At 39.3% G+C, this 22,283-nt stretch carries 21 protein-coding genes, 1 tRNA gene and 1 pseudogene; 2 read left to right on the forward strand and 21 right to left on the reverse strand.

The features are described from left to right. Positions 1-100 precede the first annotated feature (100 nt). Together ACLCDL_RS08130 and ACLCDL_RS08135 are read right to left on the reverse strand one after the other, a co-directional pair. A complete protein-coding gene (locus tag ACLCDL_RS08130) occupies positions 101-340 on the reverse strand; it encodes a hypothetical protein (protein ID WP_423147785.1) in 240 nt (79 codons plus the stop codon). A gap of 63 nt (positions 341-403) precedes the next feature. Next, entirely contained in the window at positions 404-883 is a 480-nt protein-coding gene (locus tag ACLCDL_RS08135) for a low affinity iron permease family protein (RefSeq protein ID WP_423147786.1), read from the reverse strand. A 154-nt stretch (positions 884-1,037) separates the two neighbouring features. Between ACLCDL_RS08135 and ACLCDL_RS08140 the strand changes: the two genes are divergently transcribed. Beyond that, a tRNA-Lys gene (locus tag ACLCDL_RS08140) sits at positions 1,038-1,110 on the forward strand. 526 nt (positions 1,111-1,636) lie between these two features. Here the strand turns inward: ACLCDL_RS08140 and ACLCDL_RS08145 are convergent. The 19 genes and pseudogenes from ACLCDL_RS08145 to ACLCDL_RS08235 form a co-directional block, all read right to left on the reverse strand. Beyond that, a pseudogene (locus ACLCDL_RS08145) lies at positions 1,637-2,626 on the reverse strand (recombinase family protein); the annotation flags it as partial. 77 nt (positions 2,627-2,703) lie between these two features. Continuing rightward, positions 2,704-2,862: a hypothetical protein gene (locus tag ACLCDL_RS08150; RefSeq protein ID WP_423147787.1), complete on the reverse strand. Its 159-nt coding sequence runs from the start codon at positions 2,860-2,862 to the stop codon at positions 2,704-2,706. Positions 2,863-2,934: 72 nt separating this feature from the next. Beyond that, positions 2,935-3,225: a hypothetical protein gene (locus ACLCDL_RS08155; RefSeq protein WP_423147788.1), complete on the reverse strand. Its 291-nt coding sequence runs from the start codon at positions 3,223-3,225 to the stop codon at positions 2,935-2,937. Between the two features lie 11 nt (positions 3,226-3,236). After that, on the reverse strand, positions 3,237-4,049 hold the full coding sequence (locus ACLCDL_RS08160; protein WP_423147789.1) for a hypothetical protein: 813 nt from the start codon (positions 4,047-4,049) through the stop codon (positions 3,237-3,239). Positions 4,050-4,093: 44 nt separating this feature from the next. Further along, positions 4,094-4,945 (reverse strand): conjugative transposon protein TraN, encoded by an 852-nt coding sequence (gene traN / locus ACLCDL_RS08165; RefSeq protein ID WP_423147790.1) that lies wholly within the window; start codon positions 4,943-4,945, stop codon positions 4,094-4,096. Between the two features lie 37 nt (positions 4,946-4,982). Beyond that, entirely contained in the window at positions 4,983-6,290 is a 1,308-nt protein-coding gene (gene traM, locus ACLCDL_RS08170; RefSeq protein WP_423147791.1) for a conjugative transposon protein TraM, read from the reverse strand. Positions 6,291-6,295: 5 nt separating this feature from the next. Continuing rightward, entirely contained in the window at positions 6,296-6,787 is a 492-nt protein-coding gene (locus ACLCDL_RS08175; RefSeq protein ID WP_423147792.1) for a hypothetical protein, read from the reverse strand. Positions 6,788-6,790: 3 nt separating this feature from the next. After that, a complete protein-coding gene (traK, locus tag ACLCDL_RS08180; RefSeq protein WP_423147793.1) occupies positions 6,791-7,408 on the reverse strand; it encodes a conjugative transposon protein TraK in 618 nt (205 codons plus the stop codon). Between the two features lie 25 nt (positions 7,409-7,433). After that, positions 7,434-8,642 (reverse strand): conjugative transposon protein TraJ, encoded by a 1,209-nt coding sequence (traJ, locus tag ACLCDL_RS08185; protein ID WP_423147794.1) that lies wholly within the window; start codon positions 8,640-8,642, stop codon positions 7,434-7,436. A 10-nt stretch (positions 8,643-8,652) separates the two neighbouring features. After that, positions 8,653-9,285, reverse strand: coding sequence for a TerB family tellurite resistance protein (locus ACLCDL_RS08190; RefSeq protein WP_423147795.1), 633 nt, complete (start codon positions 9,283-9,285; stop codon positions 8,653-8,655). Between the two features lies 1 nt (position 9,286). Further along, positions 9,287-9,934 (reverse strand): hypothetical protein, encoded by a 648-nt coding sequence (locus tag ACLCDL_RS08195; protein WP_423147796.1) that lies wholly within the window; start codon positions 9,932-9,934, stop codon positions 9,287-9,289. Between the two features lie 11 nt (positions 9,935-9,945). Next, positions 9,946-10,623 (reverse strand): conjugal transfer protein TraI, encoded by a 678-nt coding sequence (locus ACLCDL_RS08200; RefSeq protein ID WP_423147797.1) that lies wholly within the window; start codon positions 10,621-10,623, stop codon positions 9,946-9,948. Between the two features lie 24 nt (positions 10,624-10,647). Then, positions 10,648-13,116: a TraG family conjugative transposon ATPase gene (locus tag ACLCDL_RS08205; RefSeq protein ID WP_423147798.1), complete on the reverse strand. Its 2,469-nt coding sequence runs from the start codon at positions 13,114-13,116 to the stop codon at positions 10,648-10,650. A 60-nt stretch (positions 13,117-13,176) separates the two neighbouring features. Next, positions 13,177-13,980: a hypothetical protein gene (locus tag ACLCDL_RS08210; protein WP_423147799.1), complete on the reverse strand. Its 804-nt coding sequence runs from the start codon at positions 13,978-13,980 to the stop codon at positions 13,177-13,179. A 36-nt stretch (positions 13,981-14,016) separates the two neighbouring features. Further along, positions 14,017-14,331, reverse strand: coding sequence for a DUF4133 domain-containing protein (locus ACLCDL_RS08215; RefSeq protein ID WP_423147800.1), 315 nt, complete (start codon positions 14,329-14,331; stop codon positions 14,017-14,019). Positions 14,332-14,341: 10 nt separating this feature from the next. After that, a complete protein-coding gene (locus ACLCDL_RS08220; protein ID WP_423147801.1) occupies positions 14,342-19,924 on the reverse strand; it encodes a helicase-related protein in 5,583 nt (1,860 codons plus the stop codon). 57 nt (positions 19,925-19,981) lie between these two features. Beyond that, a complete protein-coding gene (locus ACLCDL_RS08225; protein WP_423147802.1) occupies positions 19,982-20,437 on the reverse strand; it encodes a DUF1896 family protein in 456 nt (151 codons plus the stop codon). Between the two features lie 12 nt (positions 20,438-20,449). Further along, positions 20,450-20,788: a DUF4134 domain-containing protein gene (locus ACLCDL_RS08230; protein ID WP_423147803.1), complete on the reverse strand. Its 339-nt coding sequence runs from the start codon at positions 20,786-20,788 to the stop codon at positions 20,450-20,452. A 133-nt stretch (positions 20,789-20,921) separates the two neighbouring features. Further along, entirely contained in the window at positions 20,922-21,398 is a 477-nt protein-coding gene (locus ACLCDL_RS08235; protein WP_423147804.1) for a hypothetical protein, read from the reverse strand. A gap of 352 nt (positions 21,399-21,750) precedes the next feature. Here ACLCDL_RS08235 and ACLCDL_RS08240 point away from each other — a divergent pair, with 352 nt between their 5' ends. Beyond that, complete coding sequence (locus ACLCDL_RS08240; RefSeq protein WP_423147805.1) at positions 21,751-22,281, forward strand: tryptophan-rich sensory protein; 531 nt, start codon at positions 21,751-21,753, stop codon at positions 22,279-22,281. The last annotated feature ends 2 nt before the right edge of the window (positions 22,282-22,283 follow it).

The following is a 22,283-nucleotide window of genomic DNA, read 5'->3' on the forward strand; positions in this document are numbered from 1 at the left end:
TATAAAATTATCTTTGCTGTACATCGTTCTATTCAAACATCTTAGACTATTATTCCTCACTTATAAGTATAAGTGAGGAATTTTTATTTTACAACTCTGATTAGTTCATTCGTATATTAAACCGTCTTTGAGGCTTTTCTTCTGCTTCCTGGTACTTTTCTATGCAGTCGATTATTTTTAAAATGCCCGGGTAATACTCAACATGCTGATACCATTTTAAAAGATTAAACAAACAATCTTTCCCCCAGATTACCAGAATGCGGTCATATCTGTCGTTCAAAACATGATTGGTAAAGCGTTTCTGTTCAAATTTATTTTTAAATACAGGAGTGTTTTTCATTCCGGTTTGATACGTGTGCCGGGATGTTATGTTGCAAAAAACAATAATTAATTTTACGAGTATTTATTCTTCTCTCTTTTTCTTAAGTCGTGATTTTGTTCGTAGTCCGGTTTTTTCTGCATGAAGTTTTTCAGCCTGGTCAATAGAATGTGATTGATGAATGTCGTGGTCTTCTTCAGCTATGTCTGAAAGTTTAGCATAGAACTGCCGAAGTTCATTCAGCTCATCTTCCGAAAGATCTTCGATATCAACCATCCGGTTGCTGGTATATTTACTGGCGGCAATCAGTTCGTTTAGCTTTAGCTGAATTGCCTTTGAATCTTTATTTTGCGACTTCTGAATCAGGAATACCATTAAAAAGGTAATAATTGTTGTGCCGGTGTTGATTACCAATTGCCAGGTTTCTGAATAATTAAAGAAAGGGCCTGTTACACCCCACACGATTACTAATCCTAATGCAATGATGAATGCAGTAGAACTACCTGTCCAGCAGGTTATCTTTTCAGCTAAAGTCTCGAAAAAACTGTTTTTATTCTTAGTCATAATGAATTTTATATGAACAACATCTCAGAATTAGTATAAGTTTTTTTGAGCAGTTGACCATTCTGATTTGAATAGGGCAAAATGATTATTGGAAGTAACTAAAGATTTCCGTTTATTTGCAGACCCGGTTTGTAGCATAGGCCGGAGATAATTTGACTCCGTAGCTCAGTTGGTAGAGCAACAGACTCTTAATCTGTGGGTCCTGAGTTCGAGCCTCAGCGGGGTCACGTCTTGGGACAAGTCTAAAACATTCAGACTTGTCCCATTTTTTTTACCCTTTATTTTCTTGTCTATCAGACAGATAAAATTAATTGCTTCGTTAACACGAGTAGTTCGATATTGAAATCCATCAAAAGTCAGTTTTTCAGGAAACATCGAACTAATTATCTTCCGCTTTTGTGTTATAGTGCCGTTAATGTATAAGTTATCGAGTTGCGATATACTAGTAATAGCCTTTTCCCATAAAGGTTCAATATTTGTAGCATCAGTCGCTGAAGCTGTCAATTGTACTTCTAATTTGTTGATCCGCTCTTCACTCTCTGATTTGATTGTACGGTAATCATCTGCATCAATATCGCCAGCAAGAAGTAAATCCCTTGCCTTAGATAATCTTCTGTTAGTTTCCTCAAGTTGAACCTTTACCTGTTTAATGTCACTCCGTTGCAAGCGGGTCTTCGCCTTAAAGACGGATACGATAGCCTCTTTATAAAGCTGTAATTTAGGCAGTGGACTTACATGTTTTTTTATTTCTTCAACTATAGCATCATTTAACTTGGATGCATTGTATCTGATACCACATGAAGAACTGCAATGATAATAATGGTAATATTGCTTACATCCTTTAGAAGCACTTCCGGTAAGCATTCTGCCACATTTTGGACAAATTAGGAAGCCCCGCAATGGCAACATATCATCGACTGCCAATTTAGTACGCATCACCTTTTTACGTCCATTTAATACATCCTGTACATCATAAAATAATGCTTCGGATATCAACGGTTCGTGTTGTCCTTGTACAAAACAGCTTTCCTCATCTTTGAATTTAGGAATAAAGATTTTCCCACAATACAATGGATTGCGGATGGCTACCCAAAAATTATTCTTGCTGCCTCTGCTTAATCCCTTTTCCCTGGCTAATTTCCAAACTTGCTCTGTATTTAATCTGCCTAACGCTAATTCCTGAAATGCCCATTTCAATATGTCAGCTTCATCTTTTTTGGGCGCTATATATTTTTTTCCCGCTTCATTTGTTTTGTTTATATATCCTAATGGAGCAGTGCCCATGTAACGTCCTTCTTTTTTTGCACGCCTCATGCCATGAAATACATTTAACGCCCTTCGGTCATTTTCCACTTCAGGTGCAGCTAAGTAAAAGGCAAGCATCATTTTATTTTCTGGAATAGAAAGGTCCAAGGGCTGTTCTACCGCCTGAGGCTCTACACTTAATCGACGTAACGCGCTAATCATTTGGTAGGCATCTCCGGCATTCCGACTAAATCGATCCCACTTAGTAAAGAGAACAAGATCTGACTGTCCTTTATGCTTACGCAAGTCAATCAGTAGCTTTGTCCATTGAGGACGATTAAATGTTTTAGCAGAATGATCTTCAAAGATTACCTTTCTTACCTGAATTGAGTTTATCTCGCAGTATTTACGGAGGCGTTCTTCCTGGTCACGCTGTGAATAACCTTTATCTGCTTGTTCATCTGTACTTACTCGTATATATAAATCTGCTATTTTCATAATGACTGTCGAAATGGAACCTCTGTTTATATTGCAAGATAGCTAAAAAAATTAGTATTTCAATCGTACCAAAGGTATTAATTTACCTTTTCTAAGTACTGATCAACAACTATCTCGGCCATTTGGTAGAGAAATTCCAGTATTATTTTGGCTTCATCCAAAGTAACTTCTAAACCATCTTTCTTCAAAATTTCAGTTGCTTTTTTAGGGGATATTCTTTCTTCTTCAAATTCCATTTCACACCCTCCCTTATTGCAGAAAAAGCCCGTATTCGGGCTTTACTCTAAGTTTCTAATTTCGGCATTCGTTTATTCATTGACCGGTAAATATAACCGGCTACCTTGATTCCTTTTGAAAGAAGGAACATATTTTATATACCCAAAATCACTTAAATCCCTGATACATTTATGATAAGTAGTACTGGCAGAAATTTTGGCTATCCTCATGATTTCATGACTGAAAGCATATACAGGATTTTCAAAATCATGTTCCTGCCAGTACTGAAGCAAGGCTGCATAAATACCAATATGGGTAATGCTAATGCGAGGGTCCTTCGCAATAGCAGAAAAGAAATCCGACAATGGTTTTAATGCAGCCATTACTATTCCATCTAGCTTACAGACTGGCCTTGTTTTCTGGTTCTTCGCTTTGCTGCCTTAGGAACTTCCGGGTTGTCGTCATCATTATTCTGACCCTTGCTTTCTTTTTTTGCTTCCTGTTTAGTGGAATTAATTTCCGCCTGTCCTTGTTTTTCACCCTTTGCTTCTTTATTGCTTAGGCGCTGCATATTGCCGCCATAAACAGTGACAGATTTGAATTGGGGATTAGCTTCAACGAAATGCCGTTGTTCACTGCCATTCTGAACAAACGTTACCACCTGCCGGTTGCCTTTTTGAAGAGAGCTTAACAAGGCTGTTTTATCCTGCTCAGTGCTTAATTCCTTAATTGGATGCTTTGCCAACGCTTTCTCCAAATCAAATCCATAATTCTGATGGAATTGTTTTATTTTATAGTTTCCGTTTAGATCAGTCTCTTTCATATCAAGCTTGATCCATGCGTTGTAAATTTGTCCTTCTTTGTTGGTGAGATCCTTATTGACCGACCTTCCATTTAACAGGTTGTACGCCTCTTTTAAAGTGATGTTATGTTCCTTATTCAGATAAAAAGTTTGGTTCATCACCTCAGGCTTATTTTCCTGTTTCATTGTCAGGTCGTACTTATTAAAAAAGTACATGTCACTCTGATCGGATTTTCTGAAATGAAGGACAGCGGCTGTCGAGTCCTTACCGAAACTTCCCTGATGGTACAGCAGAAACTGAGGACTCTGCTTCTGCATCTTTTCCTTCAATTCGTTTTCCAAGCCTTCTCCGAAGCCGGTAAACTTTACCTGATCTCTTAAGTACTCAAAATTTTTCTGGTTCATAAGTTTTAGAATTTATCGGGTTTAATTATAAGATTATTTGGGCTTCAATTCACCAACGATTGGGCATCTACTATAGTTGAACTGTAAATTTTAAGCTCTAAATGCCTTCCGCCATTTTTTTCCATGACCTGGATTTTGAAATTCTTTTTATCGGGAATCGTAAATTTTGGTAGGGCAAAGACAAACACCTGCTCAGCCTTTCCGGCAATAGACACTGGATGACCATAGGTATATAGTGGTTTGATTTCATTTTCCTGAGCAGCGGTTCGTTTAGATTTTTTCTGATCGCAGATAAAGAATCGAAGCTGATCGATGTCGAAGCTGATATTGGAGTGATTCTCTAACTGAATTTGCCAATACATGACGTTATCCTTAATGAATAAACCCTTTAAGCTGAGTTCCATCTGATCTTTTTTATCCCGGATACCGCGAATTGTTCTTTCTTCACCCGCAGCCTGCTTAGCGCACGCTTCAATGTCCGCTTCATTTGCTCCACTATTTGAGAAGAAAGCATCAGCTTCCTTTTTGCCCCTTTCTCGGGCATATCGGATATTCAGTATAGAAGGATTTTCAACATAGTTTAACAAGTAGGAATAAAGTCTGCCATCCGCAGTGATCACGGTGAGATTAGTCTCTTTAAAGTTTTCTTTGCCAGCTTTTACCTGTAGTACATTTTCAACACCTTTCGCTTTTTGAACAAGTATATCTTTACTGCCTCTGTCCACACTTTTGATGGCATATGGAAATATCAGGTTGCTGGTTTTCGAATAGGTAATATCCAAGTGGTAAGGCTCAATTACCGAGATTATAGGTTCTGATATACGTTGAGCGGATGCTCGAATATTGGTAAGCACAAGGAAAATTCCTGTTATCATTACTGCACTGATCGTTTTCATTGTTGGAATTTTAAGTAAATGAATTATCCTTTCTTATTTAGTTATACTGCTTTTGCTTCTCATCCAGTAGCAGTATTCGGTAGCCTGCTTTTACTGTTACTTTAACCTGTTTTACTTTTTTGCTGAAAAGACTTCGGGCTGCATTAATTCCTGCACTGGCTGCCTGTGCTCCGAGTGAAGGATCTAATGTGGTGATTCCCAACCCCTGAACAGCACGGTCTGCAGACTGTTTAGCAGCATCACGGGTGATTGCTCCCGGAATATAAATACCCTCTAATCCATCCAGATCATACACCGATAGTTCTATGGGGAAAAGTGAATTTTTATAGCGGATGCTATTGATTTTAAGGTTCAGGCGTTCTCCATTCAGAGAAGCGATTCCAAACAGAAAATTATTTTTGGGAATGCGTGTTCCATTGATATAGATATCCTGAAGCAGCCGAAGCTTGACTGTCGAACCGGCCACTAGTGTTTGCGTTTCATGGATCACGGTTTGAATAGCATTCGGTTCATTTGCAGAAACATTAAAATCATCAAATGAAAAAAATCCGTTGGATAGACTGATAAAATGAGTATCAGATGCAACCGAACGATTATCCAGTAAAGAAACTAGATCATCTGGACTATTCGCATTTACAGCGAATACTTGTCCCTGTTCTGCTTCAGAGACTTCTCTCAGCCTTTCCTTTACCCGCTCTGGGTGTTGTATATCCAGTATCTTTTCAAGCATGCCATTTAACTGCTGCATTTCAGGATCTTCCCCATCGCCTTGGCTCACCGATGTCATCATCTGTTCAAGCCTGTCAATATCCTGACTACTAACTCCGGTATTGTTTTCGTCAAGATCTGAACTTTTAGTATCTGACTGCTTTTGAACTGCTGGAGGCTGGTCCAGTATTTTATTAAGCTTTTCCAGTTTTTGGTAAACTTTTGTTTCGTTAGGATCAGAATAAGCAGAGCCAGTATAAGGAGAGGTATTGATATGACTAGCAGTGCTGTTTTTATGTTCCCATTCATTCGCTGAAGAACCGGCTTCAGGCAAAGCGCTTGTATTAGGATAATTATAATAAGGGTCATTTTTCATCTGCTCTTTAAGCTTTACAGAATCCGAAGCCGCCTTTTCATAGTAGCTGAGTTTATCCAGCGACTTATCCTCTTTAAGGTAAGCATCAGGCAACTTCATATTAAAGCCTTTTTGGGATGCTACTTGGGCATTGGCTGCACTTGTTTTACCCCCTCCGAGTGCCCAAAACATCAGGGTTATAAAAGGCAGTACCAATAGTGGCAGCACCATGAAGAATTTACGCTGCCGGATGAATTTGGGAGAATGGGTTTGTTGTTCCATAGCTGTTAGTTTTTATTTTGTGACTGATAAATGTTTTCGATGAGCTTAATACTATCCATTAAATCAGGGTTATGCTTAACAATACTATCGTATCGTTCTTTACCCAAAGGTGAATTTGAAAGGTTGTCCAGGTACGCTTTGAAGTGATGAATCTTTTGATATGCATCTTCATTTATTACAATGGAAGCTTTAGTATTTTCATCACCGGGCAGTTGAGCATATCCTGGCTTTTTAATGGATGCTATTTCAAAGGAAAGTGTGTATTTACCTAAAAGGCTGTCTGATATGAGGTAAATACTGTATGTGCTTGCGAAAAAGCAAAACAGCAGCAGCATGACAACCTTCACTTTAACCGATAAACGTTCGGTTTTTCGCTGCATCCATGCAGCCCAACCTGCTTGCATTCGCATGCACTCTCTGAGAATGCTACCTTCAATTTTATCCTGAACATCCTTTTGTCCGATGGCATTTCGATTTTTCTTATTACTGATTACCATAACTTATCGATTTTCAATTTTCAAATCCCTGTTTTCAATGATGCGCCAACGCTCAATCAGGAAGCCGTGAGGGTTATTATCACTTCTGGAGACATTACGCAAATACCCTTCAGTAATTAAGCTTCTGGAAACGATACTTGTCGTACGGATGATCTGCTGGTTAGCGTAGCAGCGGAAGTAATAGGGATACTGGCTAACATCTACCGTAACGCTGTCTATGTTTATCTGCTGACTGATATTACCGGCAATGATATTGGAGTAATAGCTGTTCTCTTTGAGATTATCATATTCTCTTTTTGCAGAAGCATCAGCCAGGTAGAGGGCTTTGGTGATATTCACTTTTATTACTTTGTCATCCGGGTCCAGCGTAAAGAAAAGCTGATGAAAGCTTTTTACATGATCCCTTGCTTCCACAGGGATATTTTCGTTCCGGTCTGAAGCATAAGCTTCGAGTGCCTTGCCATTTGCCAGGATATAAATCTTACCTTGCATTTCGGATACCAGCCGGTAACTTTTATACAAACTGAATGCAGTAAGGAACACACATCCTGAAATCACAATCATGCTAAAGCTTCGGATATGGCGGAAAGCCGTATCTATTCTTTTTGTCTGTTTGAACATAATCTTAGTATTGAATAATGAATACTTAGGAATTACCTTTTATTTTATTGCTCATAAATCCTGAAGAGGAATTGGCTCTCTCTGTGAAATAAGGTGATGAAGTACTGTGACCAGCCATACTTTGAGTGAACCTGCCCGCAGCGTTCCCCATTGCATCTGCTGTCATACTTGCTCCTGCAACTGTTGTATTAACAACAGCCGTCGATGAACTGCTGAACATGCTGGTTACTCTTTGTACCAATGCACCCCCGCCTCCTGCGTGAACAATGGAATTAGCTACTGAAGGGACTGTAAAATAGCCGACAATGCCGATAATCATAAAGACGAGATAGGCCGCATCCGTAGAACTGAAGAAAGTATCTCCCGAACTCTCGATCTGGCCAATATCCAGTGCCAGCATCTTTTCCTGGATTTTACCGATAATTGCCCCGAAGATATTGGCAACCGGAAGCCATAAGAAGATATTAATGTAGCGGGCAAGCCAGGCAGTGAGGGTATGCTGGAAGCCATCAAATACGGCAATGCCAAAGACGAGTGGGCCTAATATGGAGAGGACTATTAATTGGAAAGTTCGCAGTGTATTGATGCAAAGTGCTGCCGCTTCAAATAATACCCTAAGCACTTCACTCATCCATTCCTTTACAGAATTACGAAAGTTATAAGAGGCTTTCGCCATAGCAAACTTGACATCATTGCCGATACTTTCAAATATGCCTTCCTTGGAAGGATCAGCGCCATTATAAGTGTATTTATACCACCTCTCCCGGTTACCCTCGCCCATTTCACCGACGTACATCTGCCAGGTGTTTGATTTCTTAATAGCTGCTTCTTTCTGTTTCAACAGTATTGCAATAGCTTTATCAGAACCTTCTACCATTTCAGAGGTAGCGGTAACGGTAGGTTTCATCACCCCATTAATCATTGAGAGTATCGCCGGAAAAATCAGCACACAAAAGCCGATGACGAATGGACGAAACAGCGGATAAAAATCAATGGGTTCTGCATTGGCGATGTGTCGCCAGACCCTTGAGGCGATATACCAGGTTGCGGCAAAGCCTGCTATTCCCTGTCCGATTCCGATGAGCTTGCTGCAAAGCGGCATCATCTCCTCATAAAGTTGATCCAGCACTCCCTGGAGGCCGCTCATTTCGTTTGCTAAGCCTTGTGCCTGACTAAATTGTGGCAATATCATTCCCACTGCTGCGATGATTGCAGCTCTTTCCCACCTTGCCATAAAAATTTATTTAATTGGTTAATCCATAGATGTTGCGAATGGTATTTACATCATTCCTTTCTTTCGCTCTCTGCAGGGCCAGCACTGTTGTATTATTGTTGAAATATCTAAGGAACTGTAATTTGTCCTGCATATCCATACAGATGTTATCAATAGCTTTGAGGCGTTCGTCATCGGACATTCGCAATTTATCAGAAGTAATGATCGTTGCCAGATCATCCAGGTTATTCAAACTCTGTTTGAATAGGTTATTGTAAACCCTGCCTAAATAATCCAGTTCCGGGGAAGTGAAATTACTATCCTGTTTAAAGCGGCGATAAGCCATTTTATATTCTTTTACCAGTATTAGCTGGTAATTGATGATGTCGGCTACCTTTTTATAGTTCCTGACCGCAGGACTTACCTCCATCAATTCGTCAAGAAAGGTTTTATGTAAGCTGAAATTACCCTCTGATAAATCCTTAATGTTGTTATAGCCTGAGCTGATGATCTGGTAACCTTTTTTCATATCAGTCAGAATTTGCTTTAACTGCGTCAGCTTCTCTACGTTCAGCAATAATTGCTGCACTTCCTGGCTTTGGGCAGAGGATTTAAGATTGATCCCGATATTTAAAATAATGAATAGTACGACGGTCCTTTTCATTTTATTTGTTTTTAATGCCGTACAAAGCACGGCTGATTTGAGTATCGTTTTTCACTTGCATCCGAGCAGCGGCCAGCAATATTGCTTCATTGCCAAAGTCTTTGACGAATGAATACTTATCCTCCATATCGGTATATAATTTATCAATACTTTTCAGGCGTTCATCATCCTTCATTTCGAGTTTTCCGTTAGTAGTAAGGGTAATCAGTTCATCAATTGTACCGGCACAATCATCCAGTAATCTTTTAAATACCCTGCCGATATAATTTATCTCATCCTGATTAAAAGCGCCGCTTTCCTTTGTTTTAGTATAGGCATGATAGTAAGCCTGAATGATGTCTTGTTGGAGGAAAATAATATCAGCAACTTTAGCATAGTTTCTAATTTTAGGATTGACATTCTGTAATGAATTGAAGTAATCCGTATGCAGGTTAAGTTCTCCATGTTTAAGATCCCTTATGGTTTTTAATCCTTTGTGGGCAATCGAATACCCTTTATTTACATATCCCAGGTAAACCTGCAGGACTGCGATTTGCTGGATGAGGTATTTCTTTTGCGTCTTTTTCTGCCTGAACCATTCAGAAAAAGTCTGTGCTTGTGTTGAATCAACAAATACGGCAAGCAGCGATAGAATAATTAGCTTTTTCATAATCTGAACTTTTATTGAATACCGTATAATTTTTTCACTACATCCACATCATTTTTAGCTTTGGCACGTTGCAGGCTCAGTAGTATATTCTGCTGGTTAAATTTTATCAGGTCATAATAGTTGGCGTCTACATGATCAGCTGCGGTATTAATAATTTGTAGTCGCTTGGCATCACTCATTTGAGTAGTAAATGAGTGAATCACTAAGAAAACCTGGTCGATATTTTTGGTGCTCTGATCAAGTATCCCAGAGTAAACTTCGGACATATAATCTAATTCATCCTGAGTAAAATGCTTATCCTGTTTAAATAAGCTCCATGCTCGCTGATATTCTTTCACAAGCAGCACCTGCTTTTGACTGATTTCTTTAATCCGGTTGTAATAGGAGATAATGGATTTGACCTGATATAGCTCTTCATAGTAATCTTTGTACAATTTCCGCTGCTTTGCAGTCCATTCCGAAATTTCATCGAGCTTTAATTTGGACATCGCATTTTCCAGAACCTTCTGTGCATTCTGCAGCCAGATCGTTTTATTCTGCAATCGCTGAATCTTCAGATCAACCGCACGGATTACTTTTTTAACACCTGCTTTGATAATTTCTGCTATAGGAATCTGTGCCTGTGTTTTTTGAACCGGTGTTATTGTTCCCAGCATCACTATTCCCAGTACCACCAATAACTTTTTCATACTATTATATATTTAAGATTATTACTAAGCTGTACCTGTTTTTATATCCCTTGCTAAGGCTGCTATACCTTTTTTTATATCGCTATATTTCTGAGCATACTGCATGACTTTTACTTTTTCAGTTTCTTCAGTAGTATAAGCCAGATATTCTTCGACGGACACTTCAGTCCGGTAAACTTTAGAGAGCATTCCGCCTAAACTGATAAAAACTTCCTTATATTTTCTTGCCGGATCATTGGCCTTATTAACCGATAAGACTAAAGCCTTTTCTTTTTCTGTCAAGCCGAGCAGTTCCTGTATCTGTTCAAATTTGTTCTGGTATTTCGACTGGTCTAAGAGTATTTTACAATCGCTATTGTTGATAATAGCCTGTTTTACTACCGGGGAACTGATGATGTCTTCTACTTCCTGGGTTACTACAACGGCTTCGCCAAAGAATTTACGGACGGTCTTAAAGAGGTATTTGATGTATTCTGCCATGCCTTCCCTAGCGATTGCTTTCCAGGCTTCTTCGATTAATATCATCTTTCGGACACCTTTCAGCTTACGCATTTTACTAATGAAGACTTCCATGATAATGATGGTTACCACCGGGAAGAGGATGGGATGATCTTTGATATTATCCAGCTCGAAAACGATAAAGCGTTCATTCAGGAGATTCAGATTCTGAGACGCATTAAGCAGGTAATCAAATTCGCCGCCTTCATAGTATGGACGCAGTACATAGAGAAAATTACTTACATCAAAGTCCTTTTCTTTTACTTTGTCATTGATCAATATCTCAACAAACTCTTCCCGCAGAAAATCATAAAAGCTGTTGAAGCAGGGAAATAGATTTTTGTTTTTATCCAGCTTTTCATAGTAAAGCTGTAAGGCATTGGATAAGGCTACATACTCACTACGATGAAATACTTCATTGTCTTTTTTCCATAAGGCCAGTAATAGCGCCTTTATACTTTCTTTTTTTTCGGTATCTAAGCTGTCTCCTTCGCCAATGTAAAAAGGGTTAAAGCGTATTGGGTTTGTTTCATTGTAGGTAAAATAATAGCCATTCACCATATCACATAAGCCCTTATAGCTGTGTCCGACATCGACTAAAACGATGTGCGTTCCCTGTTCATAATAAGAACGCACCATGTGATTAGTGAAAAAACTTTTCCCTGAGCCGGAAGGGCCTAAAATGAATTTATTACGGTTCGTGCAGATACCTTTCGTGACCGGCTCATCGCTAATATCCACATGTACCGGCTTGCCGGTAAGCCGGTCGCCGAGCCGAAGACCAACCGGACTTAATGAAGAGCGGTAATTGGTTTCCAGATTTAGAAAGCACGCCGCCTGTTCAGCAAATGTATCAAAGGTGTCGTTTATGGGAAAGTCCGCCTCATTACCAGGAATCCCTGCCCAAAATATCTGCGGTGCCCCGACCGTTTCTTGCTTAGCAGCAGCATCCATTTGTCCTAATCCGGAAGATACCAAGTTTTTGAGATCTTTAAGTTTATCCTTTTTGGATGCCCAAACCAGTATATTGAAATGTGCTTTTACCGGGAGACGCTGCTGGCTGATGGCCTCGTTCAGAAAATCATTCACCGCGTCCCTCGCTATTGAGTTTTCACGGGAATATGCTGACAGGGATTGCAGCCTCAACCGCTTGCTTTCGAGCTTTTGAATAGTTTTTTGTGCATCCTCAATAAAAATGTATTGGTTGTAAATATGATTGCAGGGTAAAAGCTGACCCAATGTAGAAGCAAAGCCAATACTAAATTTTGTTTTGTCGGTAGAATATTTGTCGTAATTAATTCTTGAACCGCATAATGCGGGGAGATCAGCAGCATCACCTAAGGTATAAAGCTGGCAATGCTGATCGCCTACCTGAATGCTTTCATTGAAAGTTATATCTTTTAGGAACAACTCATGCCGACTTGAAGCCAGGTAACAATAACGTTCAATTAAACCCATTCGTCGGTTTTGGCTCAACAGTTCTTCATCTTTCAACTGTATAAGCTGTACAAATCCACTGTCTTCCAGTATTCTTTTAAACTGCCCGGCACTATCCAGAAAATCCTGTAATAGCTGCTGATTGAGTGTTTGTTCCGGCACAATAGATTTACGCAGAAGGTTGGAAAACAAGGAAGAGGCTGGTTTTCTGCCTGCCGGTTTTTTAGTGAGCAATATATAACAGCTATGGTCTAAAAAAGGACGTTCATTAAAAAAACGTTCACTGCTGAACGAAAGGAAGCTGGTATCTTCACGAGTAAAATCCGGCTTATAGCTGCGGTCTATAAACCAGTCCTGTTTGTGGAATACAGACAGCTTCGGCAATACCTTGATAGCTTTAACCCAAGCCTGGTGAAAGGCTTCATACTCTTGATCCGACAGCGTAAATATTTCGGGCAGTTCAGCCTTAAATACTACTGTTATATCTCCTTGAGCAGATAAGATACAATCCTGTTCTACACCTAATATTGGCAAAATACCCTCCAACTGCTTTTCCATCTTCACTTATTTATATGTTTTCAATACTGGTTATCCGATCCCTATGTTATCAGTTTATCATTATATTCTTTTGCCCCTTTTTCTTTTTAGAGATTTCTTCAACTTGTTTTTCTCCAACTGCTTTTCCCGCTCGCGGTTTGTTTTGACTAGCTTAGGAAGGTTTGTCTGTTCGATTGGAATTACGTTGGCTTGAAGGTTTTTAAGAATAGGATATTTTACCAGCATATCCTTGTAATCCATTCCATATTCTCTAGCGGCTGCAACAGGATCAAGCTTACGCTCAAAAGGGATTTCAATGAGTACTACTCCCCGCGGCACTTCTTTTATTCTGGCAGGATCGATGTCAATAACTTGATGAGACGCAGGGTGATAATATGCAAGATATTTCTCCTGTTCAATTACATAATGCAGATCATGTAAGCGTATGCTGGTACTGAAATCATCTTTGGGACGTAACTCTTTTAGCCTGAAATCAACAATAAAATCATGACCGGCTATATTAATCATCGGAAGTTTCCCATTTAACCGTTCCTGTAACAACTTCTTATCAACTATAATATCAAAGTCTGTTTTATCCTTAAGTGATAAGACAGGTATGCTATACTTTTCCGCCATTCCTGCCGGGTCCAGGGTAACCATTTGCGGTACTTGTACTTCTCTTGCATTTTTTGGATCTGCTGTAAACGAGAAGGGAATGTTTTTTGTTGACAAGTCGTACCGGAAAGTGTAATGCGATTCTTTGTACTGCATATCTTCAAATAGAATCACGTTCTCCGGTTTATCTGCCTGCCGCAGCTGGCCTTGTTGTACATCCACAATGAACTCAGTGCCTTCAATTATATGTATTGGTAGTTGCCTTTTCATAAACATTCTCTTTTAAACACACTATTTATTTTTTATTCATCGGCTAAAAAAATACTTTCTGGTTCTTGATTTTATAGTTTTTGGAATGCTTCGGTTCGCCAGCTTTTTCATCATTCCGTATTCCCCATAGGTATTACTAAGTGCATAAATCTTTATCGTCAAAACTGTTCCCGCTGCCAGGACAATGCTTATGCAGACGAAGGAGTTAATCCCGAGGATATATAGAATTGCGAAAAGAATGAGCAGGGCAATCACGCAGCCTCCGAAATACCAGATATATTGCGCTTTGAGCCCTTTAAATTCTATTGACTTATTTATTCCTTTATTGATTTGATATATACTGTTACTCATAGCTTTTCTTTTAAAATCTTAGTCTGTTATGCCGCTTTATGCGTGGTTCTTGTAAAGTTTGATTTTGAAAATTTTCCCTACCCTGCAAGCTGAAACTGCTTGATTTTGCCATCACCGTCTGTGCTGCAGTATCTTTTTCCGGAATCATCTGAATAATGGGGGGTTCTTTTTCCAGCCTTTCCGGCTCATTCTGAATCAGTCCGTTTTGCTTCATTTGATTTTCCTGAATTTTTATGGCAATCTCTCTTTCCAATCTGGATAGTTCACTTTTCATCTCCTGTAATTCAGTCTCTTTCTCAAAAGGCTTAGCTGCTATCTGCGTGACCATTGGAATATTATGCTCCAGTTCCTGTAAAGTCTTTTGATATTTCTCTTTCAGGTTGTCTACCCGGTCAATAGCGTTTAGGAAATGGCGGGCGGCAAGTTTTGGATTATCGGAATTCGGAATCCCATGATTGTAAGTGTATTTGATGCCATTTTCTGAGCGCTGAGCATAAAAGGAATTGGAGTATCTATATTCAAATATTCCCTTTTCTTCATAAGCCTCTCGCTGCCTTCGTATGTACAGTGAAAAGCCATAGAGCGTACCAATTCGCTTTGTGTCATCCTCTCCATCATTGGGATTCCATGTTTGATGAAGTTTAATCAAATGCCTGCCGATGTCTTCAGCATTAGTACCGTTAAAACCATTTATCTGAATCGGATTGGCTTTCGTCCCATCTTTTTCATGCTGCAGCTTGCCTTTATAGAACGTGTCATCATCAGTCAGTTTTTCTAATGTTTTGACTGTATTTGATTTTTCAGTCTGCATATCTTCTAACTGATATTTGGAGCGGGACACCTCACGGTAATGAGCTGTTTTCAAACTTTCCATCACTGCGATTTTCTTTTCTAACCGGGACTTTTCAAGGAGAGATGTATCGCCGGAAAGAATGGCTATGTATTCGGAGAAGTTCATTCCGCTTTTTTCATCGACAGCTCCTTCATCTATCGTGCGTACATTCAGTTCACAATTTTTCATCTGGCTGATGAACGTTTGTTTATTCTTGAGCAGGTTAAACTTGTAATTATCCAGTGACTGCTCAACCGCATAGATGTAATTGTGCACTTTATTTTCGTAGTATTTTTTAGCAATCAGGTTTCCCTGCCTTGCGCCGCGTCCGTTCCGCTGTTCCAATTCTGATGGTTTCCAAGGAATATCCAAATGATGCATAGCTACTACTCGCTGCTGTACATTTAAACCTGTTCCTGCTTTTTCGGTGCTGCCGAGTAAGACACGTATTTCTCCGGAATTCATTTTCCGGAAAAGCTCCGGCTTTTGTTTATCAGTCCAGTTATGGATGTAGGTTATTTCGTGAACGGGAATATTGAAATCTCTTATTAATTTCTCTTTTACGGCATCGTAAATATTAAAAGCATCTGGCTTTGGTGTGCCGATATCAGAGAATACAATTTGAGTGCCTTTATTCAGATTGGTTTTGTTATATATTTCAGCAATCATTCTGGCACAAACATTAACTTTGTTTTCAGGATGGTCCTCATAACGCCGTTCATCTATGAGACGCATATCTGAAGCCATCTTTCTAGCATAATTAGTTGCAATCAGCATGCGCCCTTTATCTTCCTCTTCGCTTAGCTTTCCTCTGCCAATTAATGTTCCGTCACCGGTTTTAGCAAACTGCATCAGGTTTTTAATGAACTCCCTTTGCTCAGGCGTAGGCGTAATATTTACCAGGGTTTCATCCAGGGCAGGCTTATCCAGGTTGATATGTTTTGCAGTTTTATAATCAGTAATTTCATTATAGAATAATGCCAGTTCCGGAACTTTGATGAAATGGCGGAAACGCTCTTTGGCAATTATTTCATTTGTTACTGAAAATTCGAAATCAGTTGTTTTTCGTGCAAATACAGCAGCCCATCCATCGAAGTTTTCAATACGCTGCCTCTCCATTTCTTTAGGCCGCAGGTATTTGAACAATAAATACATCTCTGTCAAACTGTTCGATATAGGCGTACCTGATAAAAAAGTAACACACAAATCGGCATTGAACTTTTCCTGCAAGGTACGTACGGCAAAAAGCATATTTAAAGCTTTTTGGCTGCCTTCCATATTGCCTAAACCTGCTACGCGATTATGCCTGGTCGTAAATGTCAGATTCTTGAACTTATGAGCTTCATCCACGAAAAGATGGTCAATGCCCATTTCTTTAAAGTTTATTCCGGAATCTTTCTTTTGTTCAATTTCATTCAGCACCGTTTTAAGCTTGCCCTGTAGATTGTTTTTCCGTACCTCCAGGCCCTTCAGCATCTTTTTAGAAATGTCGCCTCCTAAGTCTTTCAGGGTTTCCAAATCACGTTCAACATTATCTAATTCAACTTGGAATATCTCTCTTTGTATCTCGGGTGATTGCGGTATTTTACCAAATTGGTCATGAGTGAGGATGATACAATCCCAATTGTTGTTCTTGATTTCATGAAATAGCCTTAATCTTTTCGCAGGAGTAAAATCATTTTTACCTGGAGCCAGGATACGGGCATTTGGGTATGCTTTTCGATAGGTTTCGGCAATTTGGTCAACATTTGCTTTTAGGGCCAGTATTGCTGGTTTATGCACAATGCCTAAGCGCTTCATTTCAGTTGCCGCCACAATCATAGTCAGCGTTTTTCCCAAGCCTACTTCATGGTCTATTAATGCACCGCGGTTCTGCATAATCCGCCAGACGGCATTCTTTTGAGAACTGTATAAGTCCTGAATACCTAATCTTTTCCTGTCTAATCCCGGAAAGCTTAAATGACTGCCATCGTATTCACGCAGCACGTAGCAATTGAAGGTATTGTTGTATAAGTTTTCCAGATATTTTTTATCCGAATCCGGCAACTCCTTTAACCAGTTAACAAACCCGTTTCGAATATTTTCAATCTTTTGATGAGCAAGCTGTATTGCTTCATTGTCTGGCACCCGGATGGTTTTTCCCTCACCGGCGGAAATTTCATAAGTAAAGAAAGGTGTCGTATTTTCTAAGGCATGCTCCAGAATGGTATAGCCGTAAGTCGTTCTTCCGCTTTTTGGCGTTACAGCATATTCCTGAGTTACTTTTGCATTGTATCCCGATGTGTTTACTTTAAAGGCATCTAGAGAAGAAAAGTAATTAATACTGGTATTCTGTTCAAAAAGTTGATTTGCAAAGCGCTCATAGTATGAAATGGGTATCCATCTTTCGCCCAAATTGAAATCCAGTAATTCAAATGGAATTCTTTCAGGCTGTACTTTAGTAATGGCTTCCAGGCTCCTTTGCAGCTGCACATCATCCGGATTTTCTTTTACTTTCTGCTCTGCTGTCTTTAGTTTTGCAACCACATTGCCGCTTAAATATTTATCGTTTGTTTCCCAGGTTTGAGCAGCCGGGTCAAGATAAATATGGGAGCCTAACGCTGTTATAGTTTCTGCTTCTGTTTTTCCGATTGCAGCGGCTATAAAATCAATATTGACATTTCCGGTTTCGTTCAGGCTGCGGGAAAGGGCTTCCACCGGATCATCGGTTACCAAACGTTCCTGCTTTTGAATGATGGATTGGTGTAGGATGTCGGCTTTTACAAACTTTTCACCCTCTTTCCTTTCCAGAGAAGAAAGGACGAGAAACCCAAATGCAGTATCATTAGCAATCAGTGTACGATTGTCTGGTCTGTTCAGAAACCCATATTGAGAAATGAAACTTTCGTACCTTTCATTCAGGGTTTTTCTCTCCATATCATCGACTGGCTTACCAGTCAGTTCCTTTTCTGCTAACTCCAGATAGCGATCTCGGATACCTATATAACCCTCATAAAATGTTTTATTATTCTGCTTATATAAAGGTTGAAAAGAGGCCTGTTTAAAATCGGTATCAGGATTATTTATTGTTCCGATCTGTCCTTGATGGAAAACTAAGGTGCCTTCTTTATAAAACGGTTTTAGTTCGGGGAAGAATTGAGGCGTAATCCGTTTTAAGTCAAAAGCTCCTTCCAGGCTTTTATCGCCTTCATAGATGTAAGCATGATTATATTGTTTAAGCTGATTGGAAAGGTTTTTTAACTTCTGGCTTAACAGAGGAGCATTCATCCAGTTAGCGGGGAAGCTGATTTCTTCCACATTGGAATAAAGCTTATATAAATATCTGTTTGATTTGTCCTGCCTGGCAGTTAATAATACAATGCTTTCATGTTCGGGATGGTCGGTGGTTTTCGCTATACCTATGATGCGTGCAGTTTGTTTTTGCACTAAAGCAGTATCAAGGTCGCTGAGATAAGCCATTGCCCGGTTAATGGGTTCAGCAGGAGCGGTATCAAATAAGCCCAACTGCACCGGAACGAGTTCTTCCTTACTTTCGGGAACTTTCAAAAAGGTAAGCTTTTGTCCACCCGGCTCAGGTATTATCGCCTTTATGCTTTGTGCCTGATGAAACTTGCTTTCATCAAAACGATTGCTAATGCCTTCGCTGATTATAGCTTGCAGTTTTTCAGAAATGTTGTTAATGTCCCCATGCTGCCAGACGGTTTGATGTGCATTACCATACTGATTCTTTCCAGCCTTTATTTCGTTACCTATAAAAATTTCAGGATGCTGATGGATATAGGCATTAATGTGATACCTGCCGAATTCATTTTTTTGTTCAATTGTTTCAGCCAGGTGTTTTTCTTCAGTAGAGATTCCGGGTTTCTTTTCATTCTTCTGAACAATCAGCAAATGATTAGGAGCTTCCGTATTACCGGTATCTTTCATTAAGTTATCCGGCATTACTGTCAGGCTTAGAAAGTCGGCCTTTTCAAACAAGTATTCCCTTGCCGCTTTATTCGAAGGGCTGTTTAAAAAAGCATCTGTGGTGACATAAGCCAATAAGCCTCCATCAGCAATTTTGTCTAAGCCTTTTGCAAAAAAGTAATTGTGGATTTTTCCGGAAAGATGCTTATCAGGGAAAGCTTCATCATAGACTGAAAAGTTTCCGAAGGGAATATTGCTTACAATCAGGTCATATTTCCCATTGTCATTAACCGGAGCTTCTTCAAATCCGGTAATATGAACTTTTGCCGGAATATCCATCGTACTGCTCAAAGCCTGAAGGACACGTCCGGTCAGCTGGTCTTTCTCTACTGCAGTTATTTGCTGCAGATTTGAAAATGATTTTGCAGCCTCTGTAAGAAATATCCCGGCACCGGCACTTGGTTCATAAATCTGGCGAGGCTGAATATCCTGTTCCTTTAAAACTTGATATAAGGTTTGGGGTACAATAGCCGGTGTATAGAATGCAGTTAATACACTGGTTTTAATAGAGGCAACAATTTCTTTGTACTGCTTCTCATTGAAATGCTGTTTAAGAAGATTATGCAGTTCTATGATTTTAGGATGCAGGCGCAGGTCGTTATCCGCTGCACTTAGTTTTACCCATTCTTCTTTTTCAGCAGTAGGATAGAGTACCGCTTTAATACCACCAAAGCCCGAATAGTTTTTTAGCGTATCCACCTGCTGAGGAGATAAGGCTTTGTCCTTCTCCCATTCCAAAGCAATACGGATAGCCGCTATATTATCGTTTAATTTTTGCAAAAGATTGTAAGCCATACCTCACGTTCCAATTCTCACTAATCGCTTTAATATTGTCCGAAACCGACACCTGTTTTAAAAGGTGTCGGTTATTTTATTATCTGCCTTCAGGTATTGGTGTATTGTTCCCGCAATCGCATAATACAGCGACCGGTCATCTTCGTTTTCTTCAGTAAATCCCAATGTTTCAAATACTGGTTTGCCGGCATTAATGAGATTTACTATTTCATAGGTCAGCGTGCCGGTTTCTTTCATCAGCAGAAAGTCAGGCTTAAACTCTTCTTCCAGTAAACTTCGAATGTAATTGAACTTTGACGGCCGAAGGTCTTTGGTCAGCGCATTCAGGCATAGTTCTTCAACAATATAAGCCGGTTTGTTTTCTGACAGTAATGCTTCAAGGAAGGGTTGAATGGCCGCTACCTTTTGCTCTAAGTACTGTGTTACCGAAAAATCCAATTGCAACTCAATCAATACATCCGGATTGTTATTGATTATATAGGCCCGAAGCTTTTCAATTAACAGTGTTTGCATGACCAAAGAGATTTAAATACCGAAGAAGGATTTAATGACAGTAGCAACAACTACCAGAAATACACAGCTTCCAAACCAGGCGGCGGCAACTTTTCCGGTATCCTGATCTCCGGCATTCCATTTTTGATAAACTTTAACCGCACCAATCAGCCCTAATAAGGCGCCTACGGCGTACATCAGATTAGTTCCTGAATCAAAATAGCTGCGAACCTGAGTATTCGCTGCTTCAATGCCGGCGTTTCCATCCTGAGCTGCCGCAGCAAAATGATAAGCTGTTAAAATAAGGGCAGCACCAATGGATTTTAGCTGTTTACGGGTAAGTCTTTTAAATTTCCATACACACATTTTCATAACACACTATTTAAAAGTTAAAAATTACTTAAGTTAAAAAGCGGAGGGTAACTACTGTTTCACTACCCTTTATCATCCTCACCTTGCCTATAGCACAGGGTTGAACAGGAGTTAACTCCTCCGCTTGGTTCCGTTATACTTCATTCCACAACTTCACTACCTCATCCTCACTGAGTATAATGGAACCATATTTTGCACATTCCGAAGTGATCAGTTCATTAATGGCTGACTGGAATGGAGAAATTTTTAATGCAGGATATTCTTTAAGAATCAGGTAGAGATATTGAGAGAACTCCTGCTTAAGGGCTTTTTTATCAGAAGCATCTTTGACAGCCTCTTTCAGCCTGCTTACAAGATGTTCTACTTCCTGAAATGGGTTATCTTCGGTAGATTGAACACTGTTCTCGAAAGATTCTGATTGATCCAGTTTTGTATTATTTGAATAGCAAGACAAAGGCTTATTAAGGTCAGGAGTAACTTGCAGCTTTCGTTTATCAACCAGATTTTTAAGATCCTGATAGTAAAACCATATTCCGACGAATAGGTAATAGATGGTTAAGAGAAGGATAATTACAATGAAGTAATTTGTCCAGGTGATGTTTGTAAACATGGGCTTCGTTTTTTGTTTTCCACTTAATCAATCCGAATTATTCAGGTAGCTGTTTTCGATTCGGGTTGCTTACAATTACATCACAAAGGAACATCAGCCTGATGCGCTTAACAAGTCCAACTTTTTGTTGTACCCAATTTTGTACCCTTGTACCCTGTTGATTATCAGCAAGAAAAATTTTAAAAAAACATAAAAATTCGATAAAAAGGATTTTTTGTATTAATCATGAGAAGTACTTTTTCAAAAAGAAAAAACATTAAAATAAAAAAGGTATTATTTTAAATTGAAGCCTTGAAAGAGCATATTCTATTTATGGTTCAAGCAATATTTATCTCTTATTTGGATTAATATTATGTCTTTAAAGCCCTATGCAAAATTAACCTGGTGGCAAATAGCGTTGATATCAATTGCAGCATCTGCTATAGGAGGTTTGGTAAGCAGACGATCTTCAAAAAAAGAAAGAAAAGTCTATAATGAAGAGCTTGAGCAAGCACCCTGGGCTCCTCCCGGCTGGGTATTTGCTCCTGCCTGGACAATAAATAACTTCTTTGTGTTATTAGGATTACAAAGGCTACTGTTATCGAATATTTCTGATCGTAAAAAACTCATGGTTTTACAAGCAATGATATGGGTTATATTCTTTTCTTTTGGATATATATATATATATTTTAATAAAAAAAGTTCGACTCTTGCTGCTATATGGACAATATCTGATATGGCACTTGCTATGTCAAGTTTTATCATAGCCTACAGGCCGGATAAAAAATTAGCATTCTGTTACCTGCCATTATTTATGTGGACAACATTTGCAGGTACGGTAGCAGTCTATCAGGCACTTAAAAATCCAGATCCTGTGTTTAAAACTGAAGCCTTGCTTGATTGAAT

It is taken from the genome of Rubrilithobacter danxiaensis (assembly GCF_047272945.1).
GTDB classification, from domain to species: domain Bacteria; phylum Bacteroidota; class Bacteroidia; order Sphingobacteriales; family Sphingobacteriaceae; genus Rubrolithibacter; species Rubrolithibacter danxiaensis.

Bases quoted from the DNA above. Each gene is read 5' to 3' on its own strand.
- ACLCDL_RS08210 (WP_423147799.1), bottom strand. From the start codon at position 13,980: ATGAAAAGGCAACTACCAATACATATAATTGAAGGCACTGAGTTCATT.
- traM (WP_423147791.1), bottom strand. From the start codon at position 6,290: ATGGAACAACAAACCCATTCTCCCAAATTCATCCGGCAGCGTAAATTC.
- ACLCDL_RS08220 (WP_423147801.1), bottom strand. From the start codon at position 19,924: ATGGCTTACAATCTTTTGCAAAAATTAAACGATAATATAGCGGCTATC.
- ACLCDL_RS08155 (WP_423147788.1), bottom strand. From the start codon at position 3,225: ATGGCTGCATTAAAACCATTGTCGGATTTCTTTTCTGCTATTGCGAAG.
- ACLCDL_RS08190 (WP_423147795.1), bottom strand. From the start codon at position 9,285: ATGAAAAGGACCGTCGTACTATTCATTATTTTAAATATCGGGATCAAT.
- ACLCDL_RS08215 (WP_423147800.1), bottom strand. From the start codon at position 14,331: ATGAGTAACAGTATATATCAAATCAATAAAGGAATAAATAAGTCAATA.
- ACLCDL_RS08150 (WP_423147787.1), bottom strand. From the start codon at position 2,862: ATGGAATTTGAAGAAGAAAGAATATCCCCTAAAAAAGCAACTGAAATT.
- ACLCDL_RS08130 (WP_423147785.1), bottom strand. From the start codon at position 340: ATGAAAAACACTCCTGTATTTAAAAATAAATTTGAACAGAAACGCTTT.
- traJ (WP_423147794.1), bottom strand. From the start codon at position 8,642: ATGGCAAGGTGGGAAAGAGCTGCAATCATCGCAGCAGTGGGAATGATA.
- ACLCDL_RS08175 (WP_423147792.1), bottom strand. From the start codon at position 6,787: ATGGTAATCAGTAATAAGAAAAATCGAAATGCCATCGGACAAAAGGAT.
- ACLCDL_RS08240 (WP_423147805.1), top strand. From the start codon at position 21,751: ATGTCTTTAAAGCCCTATGCAAAATTAACCTGGTGGCAAATAGCGTTG.
- ACLCDL_RS08235 (WP_423147804.1), bottom strand. From the start codon at position 21,398: ATGTTTACAAACATCACCTGGACAAATTACTTCATTGTAATTATCCTT.
- ACLCDL_RS08225 (WP_423147802.1), bottom strand. From the start codon at position 20,437: ATGCAAACACTGTTAATTGAAAAGCTTCGGGCCTATATAATCAATAAC.
- traN (WP_423147790.1), bottom strand. From the start codon at position 4,945: ATGAAAACGATCAGTGCAGTAATGATAACAGGAATTTTCCTTGTGCTT.
- ACLCDL_RS08205 (WP_423147798.1), bottom strand. From the start codon at position 13,116: ATGGAAAAGCAGTTGGAGGGTATTTTGCCAATATTAGGTGTAGAACAG.
- ACLCDL_RS08135 (WP_423147786.1), bottom strand. From the start codon at position 883: ATGACTAAGAATAAAAACAGTTTTTTCGAGACTTTAGCTGAAAAGATA.
- ACLCDL_RS08195 (WP_423147796.1), bottom strand. From the start codon at position 9,934: ATGAAAAAGCTAATTATTCTATCGCTGCTTGCCGTATTTGTTGATTCA.
- ACLCDL_RS08200 (WP_423147797.1), bottom strand. From the start codon at position 10,623: ATGAAAAAGTTATTGGTGGTACTGGGAATAGTGATGCTGGGAACAATA.
- traK (WP_423147793.1), bottom strand. From the start codon at position 7,408: ATGTTCAAACAGACAAAAAGAATAGATACGGCTTTCCGCCATATCCGA.
- ACLCDL_RS08160 (WP_423147789.1), bottom strand. From the start codon at position 4,049: ATGAACCAGAAAAATTTTGAGTACTTAAGAGATCAGGTAAAGTTTACC.
- ACLCDL_RS08230 (WP_423147803.1), bottom strand. From the start codon at position 20,788: ATGAAAATGTGTGTATGGAAATTTAAAAGACTTACCCGTAAACAGCTA.